9 protein-coding genes and 1 pseudogene are annotated in these 10,176 nt (G+C 57.7%); all 10 read left to right on the top strand.

Annotation, left to right across the window (positions count from 1 at the left end):
* On the top strand, window positions 1–652 hold a 652-nt coding region (locus ACLQ7H_RS23720; RefSeq protein ID WP_411754784.1), incomplete at its 5' end, for a glutamate ligase domain-containing protein.
* A complete protein-coding gene (mraY, locus tag ACLQ7H_RS23715) occupies window positions 646–1,728 on the top strand; it encodes a phospho-N-acetylmuramoyl-pentapeptide-transferase (protein ID WP_121608688.1) in 1,083 nt (360 codons plus the stop codon). The genes ACLQ7H_RS23720 and mraY, both read left to right, overlap by 7 nt.
* A gap of 2 nt (window positions 1,729–1,730) precedes the next feature.
* Window positions 1,731–3,050, top strand: coding sequence for a UDP-N-acetylmuramoyl-L-alanine--D-glutamate ligase (murD, locus tag ACLQ7H_RS23710; RefSeq protein WP_411754783.1), 1,320 nt, complete (start codon window positions 1,731–1,733; stop codon window positions 3,048–3,050).
* The gene (gene ftsW / locus ACLQ7H_RS23705) at window positions 3,047–4,249 is read left to right on the top strand and encodes a cell division protein FtsW (RefSeq protein ID WP_411754782.1); all 1,203 of its coding nucleotides are present in this window, start codon (window positions 3,047–3,049) and stop codon (window positions 4,247–4,249) included. Before murD ends, ftsW begins: the two co-directional genes overlap by 4 nt.
* A 3-nt stretch (window positions 4,250–4,252) precedes the next feature.
* Window positions 4,253–5,317: an undecaprenyldiphospho-muramoylpentapeptide beta-N-acetylglucosaminyltransferase gene (gene murG / locus ACLQ7H_RS23700; RefSeq protein WP_411754781.1), complete on the top strand. Its 1,065-nt coding sequence runs from the start codon at window positions 4,253–4,255 to the stop codon at window positions 5,315–5,317.
* Window positions 5,318–5,371: 54 nt separating this feature from the next.
* A complete protein-coding gene (murC, locus tag ACLQ7H_RS23695) occupies window positions 5,372–6,847 on the top strand; it encodes a UDP-N-acetylmuramate--L-alanine ligase (protein ID WP_024527168.1) in 1,476 nt (491 codons plus the stop codon).
* Window positions 6,840–7,760, top strand: coding sequence for a D-alanine--D-alanine ligase (locus ACLQ7H_RS23690; protein ID WP_024483524.1), 921 nt, complete (start codon window positions 6,840–6,842; stop codon window positions 7,758–7,760). Before murC ends, ACLQ7H_RS23690 begins: the two co-directional genes overlap by 8 nt.
* A gap of 1 nt (window position 7,761) precedes the next feature.
* The gene (gene ftsQ, locus ACLQ7H_RS23685) at window positions 7,762–8,616 is read left to right on the top strand and encodes a cell division protein FtsQ (protein ID WP_411754780.1); all 855 of its coding nucleotides are present in this window, start codon (window positions 7,762–7,764) and stop codon (window positions 8,614–8,616) included.
* On the top strand, window positions 8,613–9,869 hold the full coding sequence (gene ftsA, locus ACLQ7H_RS23680; RefSeq protein ID WP_004950148.1) for a cell division protein FtsA: 1,257 nt from the start codon (window positions 8,613–8,615) through the stop codon (window positions 9,867–9,869). Before ftsQ ends, ftsA begins: the two co-directional genes overlap by 4 nt.
* 74 nt (window positions 9,870–9,943) lie before the next feature.
* Window positions 9,944–10,176: pseudogene (locus ACLQ7H_RS23675) on the top strand (cell division protein FtsZ); the annotation flags it as partial.

Below are 10,176 nucleotides of genomic sequence, written 5' to 3'. Positions count from 1 at the left end.
GCGTTTCTCTCCTCAGGCTGCAGAGTCAGTGGACTTCTTTGCCAGCGATATCCAGGTGAAAGGGAGCGTAACTCACTTCACCTTGCACAGCCCGTTCGGCACGGTGGCGATCGAGTTGCCATTGCCGGGCCGCCATAACGTGGCCAATGCGTTGGCGGCTGCAGCACTGGCGATGTCAGTTGGCGCAACGCTGGCCGCTGTGAGTGCAGGCTTACAACAGCTTCAGGCGGTGCCTGGGCGTTTGTTCCCGATTGACTTGGCGCAAGGCAAGCTGTTGCTCGATGACAGCTATAACGCCAACGTCGGCTCCATGACGGCAGCAGCGCAGGTGCTGGCAGAAATGCCGGGTTATCGCGTGATGGTCGTTGGCGATATGGCCGAGCTGGGCGCAGAGGCCGAAGAGTGTCATCGTCAGGTGGGTGAAGCTGCCCGTCTGGCCGGTATCGATAAAGTCATCAGCGTGGGTGGGCTGAGCCAGGTATTGAGCTCCGCCGCCGGTAACGGTGAACATTATCAGGATAAAACAGCTGTGACCGCGCGCGTAGCGGAACTACTCTCAGCACATGCGGTAATTACCGTGTTAATCAAAGGTTCACGTAGTGCCGCAATGGAGCAGGTAGTACGCGCGTTACAGGAGAAAGCACCATGTTAGTTTGGCTGGCCGAACATTTGGTCAAATATTACTCAGGCTTCAACGTCTTTTCCTATCTGACGTTCCGGGCCATTGTCAGCCTGCTGACCGCGCTGTTCCTTTCCCTGTGGATGGGGCCGAAGGTGATCAAACGCCTGCAGGAAATGTCCTTTGGTCAGGTAGTGCGTAACGATGGGCCAGAATCGCACTTTAGCAAGCGTGGCACGCCGACCATGGGCGGCATCATGATCCTGACCTCCATCACCATTTCGGTGCTGATGTGGGCCTATCCGTCGAACCCTTACGTGTGGTGCGTGCTGTTCGTGCTGGTGGGTTATGGCATCGTTGGCTTTGTCGATGACTACCGTAAAGTGGTGCGCAAAGATACTCGGGGGTTGATCGCCCGCTGGAAATATTTCTGGCAATCAGTGATTGCTCTGGTCGTGGCCTTTGCCATGTATGCCGTAGGAAAAGACACGCCAGCCACCGAGCTGGTTGTGCCGTTCTTTAAGGACATCATGCCGCAGCTGGGCTTGCTGTACGTGGTGTTGGCCTACTTCGTGATTGTTGGCACCAGCAATGCGGTCAACCTGACCGATGGGCTGGATGGCCTGGCGATCATGCCAACCGTGTTTGTGGCGGCGGGCTTTGCGCTGGTGGCCTGGGCAACCGGTAACATGAACTTCGCCAACTACCTGCATATTCCGTATCTGCGTCATGCCGGTGAGTTGGTCATCGTCTGCACCGCGATCGTCGGGGCCGGTTTAGGTTTCTTATGGTTTAACACCTACCCGGCTCAGGTGTTTATGGGTGACGTGGGTTCACTGGCACTGGGCGGCGCGTTGGGCACCATCGCCGTGCTGCTGCGCCAAGAATTCTTGTTGTTGATTATGGGCGGCGTGTTCGTGGTTGAAACGCTGTCGGTGATCCTGCAGGTGGGGTCGTTCAAGCTGCGCGGGCAACGTATTTTCCGCATGGCACCGATACACCATCACTATGAATTGAAAGGCTGGCCAGAACCACGGGTGATCGTGCGCTTCTGGATTATTTCGCTGATGCTGGTGCTGATTGGCCTGGCGACGCTGAAGGTGCGCTGATTATGGTGGATTATCAGGGTAAAAAAGTGGTCATCATCGGGTTGGGCCTCACCGGCCTGTCCTGCGTTGATTTCTTTATGACTCGTGGCGTCACGCCGCGGGTTATGGATACCCGTATTTCGCCGCCGGGCCTGGATAAATTGCCCGAGAGCGTTGAACGTCATCTGGGTTCCTTGAACCAGGAATGGCTACTGTCTGCGGATTTGATTGTGGCTAGCCCGGGTATGGCGTTGGCGACTCCAGCGTTGAGTACAGCCGCAGATGCCGGGGTTGAGATTGTCGGTGACGTTGAGCTGTTCTGCCGTGAAGCCCAGGCGCCGATCGTGGCGATCACTGGTTCCAACGGCAAGAGCACCGTCACCACGCTGGTGGGCGAAATGGCCAAGGCCGCCGGTTGGGCCGTGGGCGTTGGCGGCAATATTGGCCTGCCAGCGCTGAGCCTGCTGCGCCAGGAGTGCCAACTGTACGTGCTGGAACTTTCTAGCTTCCAACTGGAGACCACTCACAGCCTGCATGCTGCTGCGGCCACCATTTTGAACGTGACCGAAGATCATATGGATCGCTATCCGTTTGGCTTACAGCAATACCGTGCTGCCAAATTGCGTGTCTATGAAAATGCCGATGTTTGCGTAGTGAATGCGGACGATGCGCTGACCATGCCGGTACGCGGTGCCGATGAGCGCTGTGTCAGCTTTGGTGCCGACGTGGGGGATTACCATCTCAACCGCCAGCAGGGTGAAATCTGGCTGCGGGTGAGAGGTGAGAAAGTCCTCAACACCAGCGAGATGAAGCTCACCGGTCGCCATAACTTTACCAATGCGTTGGCGGCTCTGGCCTTGGCCGATGCCGTCAAGCTGCCGCGAGCGTCCAGCCTGAAAGCGCTGACGACCTTTACCGGCTTGGAGCACCGCTTCCAACTGGTGTGGGAACACAACGGTGTGCGCTGGATTAACGATTCCAAAGCCACCAACGTCGGCAGTACCGAGGCGGCGCTGAACGGCCTGCAGGTTAAGGGTACGCTGCATCTGCTGTTAGGCGGTGATGGTAAATCTGCGGATTTCTCACCGCTGGCGCGCTATCTGCAAGGTGACAATGTGCGCTTGTACTGCTTTGGCCGTGATGGCGCACAGTTGGCGCAACTGCGTCCGGAAGTCGCCACGCAGACAGAAACCATGGAGCAGGCGCTGCAGGCCATTGCCCGCCAGGTGACATCCGGCGATATGGTGCTGTTGTCACCGGCCTGCGCCAGCCTGGATCAGTTCCGTAATTTTGAAGTACGTGGCAACGAGTTTGCCCGTCTGGCACAGGAGCTGGGCGGATGAGACTACGGGTGCCGACGTTCGGCCTGGCCAACAAGCTGAAAGACTGGGTGATGGGATCGCGTGAAAGCGATACCAGCAGCATGGTGCTGTATGACCGTACCCTGCTGTGGCTGACCTTCGGTCTGGCGATTGTTGGTTTTGTGATGGTGACGTCGGCCTCGATGCCTATCGGCCAGCGCCTGGCAGAGGATCCGTTCCTGTTTGCCAAGCGTGATGCACTTTACCTTGGCCTGGCGTTCGGCCTGTCGCTGGTGACGCTGCGTATCCCGATGGCCATTTGGCAGCGCTATAGCAACGTCATGCTGCTGTTATCGATAGTCTTGTTGCTGGTGGTGCTGGTAGTCGGCAGCTCGGTAAACGGGGCTTCTCGTTGGATTTCACTGGGCCCGTTGCGTATCCAGCCCGCTGAGTTATCCAAGCTGTCGCTGTTTTGCTACCTGGCGAGCTATCTGGTGCGCAAGGTAGAGGAAGTGCGCAGCAACTTTTGGGGCTTCTGTAAGCCGATGGGCGTGATGGTGGTACTGGCGGTACTGCTGCTGGCCCAGCCGGATCTGGGGACGGTGGTGGTGCTGTTTATCACCACGCTGGCCATGCTGTTCCTGGCCGGGGCGAAGATGTGGCAGTTCCTGGCGATCATTGGTTCGGGCGTGTTTGCCGTGGGGTTGCTGATCGTAGCGGAACCCTACCGTATGCGCCGTGTGACGTCGTTCTGGAACCCGTGGGCCGATCCATTTGGCAGTGGTTACCAGCTAACCCAGTCGCTGATGGCGTTTGGCCGCGGCGAGTTCTGGGGGCAAGGGTTGGGCAACTCGGTACAGAAACTTGAGTATTTACCCGAAGCGCACACCGACTTTATCTTCTCCATTTTGGGCGAAGAACTGGGCTATATCGGTGTGGTTTTGGCCCTGTTAATGGTATTCTTCGTCGCTTTTCGCGCCATGTCGATCGGCCGCCGGGCGTTGGAGATAGACCAGCGATTTTCCGGTTTTCTGGCGTGTTCAATCGGTGTCTGGTTCAGTTTCCAGGCGTTGGTTAACGTCGGCGCGGCAGCGGGGATGTTGCCAACCAAAGGCTTGACCTTGCCACTGATAAGTTACGGTGGTTCGAGCCTGATCATTATGTCAACGGCGATTGTGCTGTTGCTGCGAATTGATTATGAAACGCGCCTGACCAAAGCGCAGGCGTTTGTGAAGAGGTAGCGGATGAGCGGTAAAGCTAAGCGTTTAATGGTGATGGCAGGTGGTACCGGCGGGCACGTGTTTCCGGGGCTGGCGGTCGCGCATCATCTGATGGCGCAGGGCTGGCAGGTTCGCTGGCTCGGCACCGCAGACCGAATGGAAGCCGATCTGGTGCCAAAGCACGGGATCGAGATTGATTTTATCCGCATCTCCGGGCTGCGTGGCAAAGGGCTGAAGGCGCAGTTGACCGCACCGGTGCGAATCTGGCAGGCGGTGCGTCAGGCTAAAGCGATTATGCGCAGCTATCAGCCGGATGTGGTGCTGGGGATGGGCGGTTACGTTTCCGGCCCTGGCGGTTTGGCCGCCTGGCTGTGTGGTATCCCGGTGGTGCTGCATGAGCAGAACGGCATTGCGGGCTTGACCAACCGCTGGCTCTCAAGGATCGCCAAGAAAGTGTTACAGGCGTTTCCGGGGGCATTCCCCAAAGCGGACGTCGTGGGTAACCCGGTGCGTACCGATGTGTTGGCGCTGCCGCTGCCTGCCGAGCGCCTGAACGGGCGTGAAGGGCCAATTCGCGTGCTGATTATCGGCGGTAGCCAAGGTGCGCGCGTGCTGAATCAGACAGTTCCTGAAGTCGCCGCGCTGCTGGGCGATAGAATAGTCCTCTGGCATCAGGTAGGTAAGGGCGCATTGCCAACGGTACTGCAAGACTACGAGAGGGTAGGGCAGACCGGGCACAAGGTGACCGAGTTTATTGATGACATGGCAGAGGCTTATGCCTGGGCGGACGTGGTGGTGTGCCGTTCCGGTGCGCTGACCGTCAGTGAAGTGGCGGCGGCGGGATTACCGGCCATTTTTGTACCGTTCCAGCACAAAGATCGTCAGCAATACTGGAACGCGCGTCCTCTGGAAGAGGCCGGTGCGGCCAAAATTATTGAACAGCCGCAGTTTACTGCCGATGTCGTGGCGGAACTGCTGGCAAGCTGGGATCGTCCAACGCTGTTGAAGATGGCCGAAAAGGCCCGCGCGGTGGCGATACCGGATGCAACAGAACGTGTGGCGGCAGAAATTATTCGTGCAGCCCTGTAAGGCCGTAGGGGTTACCCCTGTTGAGCTAAATCGAACCTGATAGATAGAGAAGTGATGAATACACAACAATTGGCGAAACTACGTACTTTCGTGCCCGAGATGCGACGCGTCCGGCACATCCACTTTGTTGGCATCGGTGGTGCCGGCATGGGTGGTATCGCCGAGGTGTTGGCCAACGAGGGTTATCAGATCAGCGGTTCCGACCTGGCGCCGAACCCGGTCACCCAGCAGTTGAGCGAGCTTGGGGCAACGATTTACTTCCATCACCGCCCGGAAAACGTGCTGGATGCCAGCGTGGTAGTGGTTTCGACCGCTATCCCGGCAGACAACCCGGAGATCGTCGCAGCCCGCGAGGCGCGCATTCCGGTGATCCAGCGGGCAGAAATGCTGGCCGAGCTGATGCGCTATCGTCATGGCATTGCCATCGCCGGTACGCACGGCAAAACCACGACTACGGCGATGGTGTCCAGCATTTACGCCGAAGCCGGTCTGGACCCCACGTTTGTTAACGGTGGGCTGGTGAAGGCGGCGGGTACCCACGCACGTTTGGGCTCTAGCCGTTATCTGATTGCGGAAGCGGATGAGAGCGACGCGTCGTTCCTGCATTTGCAACCGATGGTGGCGATTGTCACCAACATCGAAGCCGACCATATGGATACCTACCATGGCGACTTCGAGAATTTGAAGCAGACGTTTATCACCTTCCTGCACAACCTGCCGTTCTATGGACGTGCGGTAATGTGCATTGACGATCCGGTCGTGCGTGAATTGTTGCCGCGCGTGGGTCGCCATATCACCACTTACGGCTTTAGCGAGGATGCGGATGTGCGCATCGAGAGCTACAGCCAAATCGGGCCACAGGGGCACTTTACCCTGAGCCGCCAGGATAAGCCGTTGATGACGGTGACCCTGAATGCACCGGGCCGCCATAACGCCTTGAACGCGGCGGCGGCGGTTGCCGTGGCGACGGAAGAAGGCATTGCCGACGAAGCCATTCTGCGTGCGCTGGCCGGTTTCCAGGGCACGGGGCGTCGTTTCGATTTCCTGGGTGAGTTCCCGCTGGCGGCGGTGAATGAAAAACAGGGCAGCGCCATGTTGGTGGACGATTATGGCCACCACCCAACGGAAGTGGATGCCACTATCAAGGCCGCGCGTGCCGGTTGGCCAACCAAGCGGGTGGTGATGATCTTCCAGCCGCACCGTTATACGCGTACCCGCGATCTGTATGACGATTTCGCCAACGTGTTGTCGCAGGTTGATGTGTTGCTGATGCTGGATGTCTATCCGGCGGGCGAAGCTCCGATCCCTGGCGCTGATAGCCGCAGTCTGTGCCGTACCATCCGCAATCGCGGCAAACTGGATCCGATCCTGGTGTCCGATGCGGATACCGTGCCAACGCTGTTGGCGCAGCTGTTGCAAGGAGACGACCTGGTGCTGGTGCAAGGGGCCGGCAATGTCGGTAAAATCGCGCGCCGGCTGGCTGAACTAAAACTGCAACCCCAGATCAAAGAGGAGGATCATCATGGCTGATAAAGTCGCCGTATTGCTGGGTGGTACCTCCGCAGAACGTGAAGTTTCACTGCAATCTGGCGCGGCCGTGCTGGCCGGGTTGCGAGAGGCGGGCATTGATGCTCATGGCATCGACACCCGTGACTTCCCTGTCACCGAGCTGAAAGCGCAGGGGTTCACCAAAGTGTTCATCGCGCTGCACGGGCGGGGCGGTGAAGATGGTACATTGCAAGGCCTGCTGGAGTTTTTGCAGTTGCCTTATACCGGCAGCGGTGTGATGGCCTCGGCGCTGACCATGGATAAATGGCGCAGCAAAATGGTGTGGCAGTCGATGGGGCTGCCAGTGGCGCCTTACGTCGCGCTGAGCCGCCGCCAGTATCTGGGCGACGATCGGCAAAGCCAACTGGCTGCCATTGAAGCGCTGGGGTTGCCACTGATTGTGAAGCCAAGCCGCGAAGGCTCCAGCGTTGGCATGAGCAAAGTGACCGAACGCGCAGCCCTGGAAGGGGCACTGGAAGAGGCTTTCCGTCATGATGAGGATGTGCTGGTAGAGAAATGGCTCAGCGGCCCGGAATACACCGTGGCGATCCTGGGCGATAAGGTGCTGCCTTCCATCCGTATTCAGCCCGCTGGCGTGTTTTACGATTACCAGGCCAAATATATTTCCGACGATACGCAGTATTTTTGCCCGAGCGGCCTGGATGCACAGCAGGAAGCCGCTATGGCGGCGCTGGCACTGCGGGCTTACCGTGGGCTGGATTGCAGCGGCTGGGGGCGCGTTGATGTCATGCAAGACAGTGATGGCAGCTTCTACCTGCTGGAGGCGAATACCTCGCCGGGCATGACCAGCCACAGTCTGGTCCCGATGGCGGCCCGGCAGTCCGGATTAACTTTCTCGCAGTTGGTTGCGGGAATTCTGGCGTTGGCTGACTGAGATGTCGCAAGCGGCTCTGAATGCACGCGATCGCGAGGCGGATAACGGCCCACGCCGCAGCAATGGCACCCAACTGGCAGGGGTGATTTTCCTGCTGATGGTGCTAGGCACCATCCTGTGGTGCGGCTGGGTAGTGGTGGGTTGGATGCAAGATGCCAGCCGTCTGCCGCTCTCAAGGCTGGTATTGACCGGTGAACGCCATTTCACCACTAACGACGATGTTCGCCAGGCGATCTTGGCTTTGGGAGCACCGGGCACCTTTATGACGCAGGATGTGGACATCATCCAGCAGCAGATCGAGCGTCTGCCATGGGTCAAGCAGGCCAGCGTACGTAAACAGTGGCCGGATGAGCTGAAAATCCACCTGGTGGAGTATGTCCCGGTGGCGCATTGGAATGATTTGCACATGGTTGATGCCGAGGGCAAATCGTTCAACATTCCGGCGCAGCGTTTGGGCAATCAGACATTACCGATGCTCTATGGCCCGGAAGGCAGCGAACAGGATGTTCTGGAAGGTTACCGCGCGATGAACGACGTGCTGGCAGCCAGCAAGTATCAGCTAAAGATGGCGTCCATGACGGCCCGCCATTCGTGGCAGTTGGCTTTGGATAACGATGTTCGGCTGGAACTGGGACGTGACGATCGCATGGGTCGCCTGCAACGCTTCATCGGGCTTTATCCGGTGCTGTTGCAGCAGGCGCAGGTGGAAAACAAGCGCGTCAGCTATGTCGATTTACGCTATGACTCCGGTGCCTCAGTCGGCTGGGCTCCGGCGTTTATCGACCCGCAGGCAGCCGTAGGCGATCGGCCAAACAGTAATCAGCAACAGAATCAGGCACAGGCAAAACAACAATGATCAAGTCGACGGACAGAAAACTGGTAGTTGGACTGGAGATCGGTACCGCAAAAGTCTCCGCATTGGTGGGGGAAGTTTTGCCCGATGGCATGGTCAACATTATCGGGGTGGGCAGTTGCCCGTCTCGCGGTATGGATAAGGGTGGTGTTAACGATCTGGAATCGGTAGTCAAGTGCGTACAGCGTGCTATCGATCAGGCCGAACTGATGGCGGATTGTCAGATTTCTTCGGTTTACCTGGCCTTGTCGGGTAAGCATATCAGCTGCCAGAACGAGATCGGGATGGTGCCGATCTCCGAAGAGGAAGTGACGCAGGAAGACGTGGAGAACGTGGTGCATACCGCCAAGTCGGTACGTGTCCGTGACGAACACCGCATCCTGCACGTCATCCCTCAGGAATATGCCATCGACTATCAGGAAGGCATTAAAAACCCGGTTGGGTTATCCGGCGTGCGTATGCAGGCCAAGGTGCACCTGATCACCTGCCATAACGATATGGCCAAGAACATTGTCAAAGCAGTGGAACGTTGTGGTCTGAAAGTTGACCAACTGATTTTCGCCGGTCTGGCCGCCAGCTATGCGGTGCTGACCGAAGATGAGCGCGAGCTCGGCGTCTGTGTGGTAGATATCGGCGGGGGCACCATGGATATGGCGGTGTATACCGGCGGTGCTCTGCGCCACACCAAAGTGATCCCTTACGCCGGGAACGTGGTCACCAGCGATATCGCCTACGCCTTCGGCACGCCGCCGACCGACGCGGAAGCGATTAAAGTTCGACACGGTTGTGCACTTGGGTCGATTGTTAGCAAGGATGAAAGTGTTGAGGTTCCTAGCGTGGGGGGAAGGCCTCCTCGGAGTCTGCAAAGACAGACATTGGCTGAAGTGATTGAGCCGCGCTACACCGAACTGTTGAATCTGGTTAACGATGAAATATTGCAATTGCAGGAGCAACTGCGTCAGCAAGGGGTGAAGCATCATCTGGCAGCGGGTATTGTGCTGACCGGCGGTGCCGCCCAGATTGATGGCCTGGCAGCCTGTGCGCAACGGGTATTCCATACCCAGGTACGCATCGGCCAACCCTTGAACATCACGGGTCTGACGGATTACGCGCAAGAGCCTTACTATTCTACAGCGGTCGGGCTACTGCACTATGGAAAAGAGTCTCACCTGAGCGGTGAGGCAGAAGTAGAAAAACGCGCCTCGGTGGGCAATTGGTTTAAACGCATCAATAGCTGGCTGAGAAAAGAGTTTTAATGTTTAGACAAAGAGATCATGCTGAGTAATCTTTTTATGATCTCGCAGCGACAGGCACAAAACGGAGAGAAACTATGTTTGAACCAATGGAACTAACCAATGACGCGGTGATTAAAGTCATCGGCGTCGGCGGTGGCGGTGGCAACGCCGTTGAACACATGGTGCGCGAGCGCATCGAAGGTGTTGAATTCTTCGCCGTGAATACAGACGCTCAGGCGCTGCGTAAAACGGCAGTTGGCCAAACCATCCAGATTGGTAGCGGTATTACCAAAGGTCTGGGTGCAGGCGCGAACCCGGAAGTGGGTCG

The organism is Serratia sp. (in: enterobacteria) (assembly GCF_046715635.1).
Taxonomy (GTDB): Bacteria; Pseudomonadota; Gammaproteobacteria; order Enterobacterales; family Enterobacteriaceae; genus Chania.
Note: the sequence above shows the minus strand (reverse complement) of the source record. Positions and strands in the feature narration are given on the sequence as shown.

What these genes read in the sequence shown, in the direction of transcription:
- murD (WP_411754783.1), top strand. Translation starts at nt 1,731, where the DNA reads ATGGTGGATTATCAGGGTAAAAAAGTGGTCATCATCGGGTTGGGCCTC.
- murC (WP_024527168.1), top strand. Translation starts at nt 5,372, where the DNA reads ATGAATACACAACAATTGGCGAAACTACGTACTTTCGTGCCCGAGATG.
- ACLQ7H_RS23690 (WP_024483524.1), top strand. Translation starts at nt 6,840, where the DNA reads ATGGCTGATAAAGTCGCCGTATTGCTGGGTGGTACCTCCGCAGAACGT.
- ftsA (WP_004950148.1), top strand. Translation starts at nt 8,613, where the DNA reads ATGATCAAGTCGACGGACAGAAAACTGGTAGTTGGACTGGAGATCGGT.
- ftsQ (WP_411754780.1), top strand. Translation starts at nt 7,762, where the DNA reads ATGTCGCAAGCGGCTCTGAATGCACGCGATCGCGAGGCGGATAACGGC.
- ftsW (WP_411754782.1), top strand. Translation starts at nt 3,047, where the DNA reads ATGAGACTACGGGTGCCGACGTTCGGCCTGGCCAACAAGCTGAAAGAC.
- mraY (WP_121608688.1), top strand. Translation starts at nt 646, where the DNA reads ATGTTAGTTTGGCTGGCCGAACATTTGGTCAAATATTACTCAGGCTTC.
- murG (WP_411754781.1), top strand. Translation starts at nt 4,253, where the DNA reads ATGAGCGGTAAAGCTAAGCGTTTAATGGTGATGGCAGGTGGTACCGGC.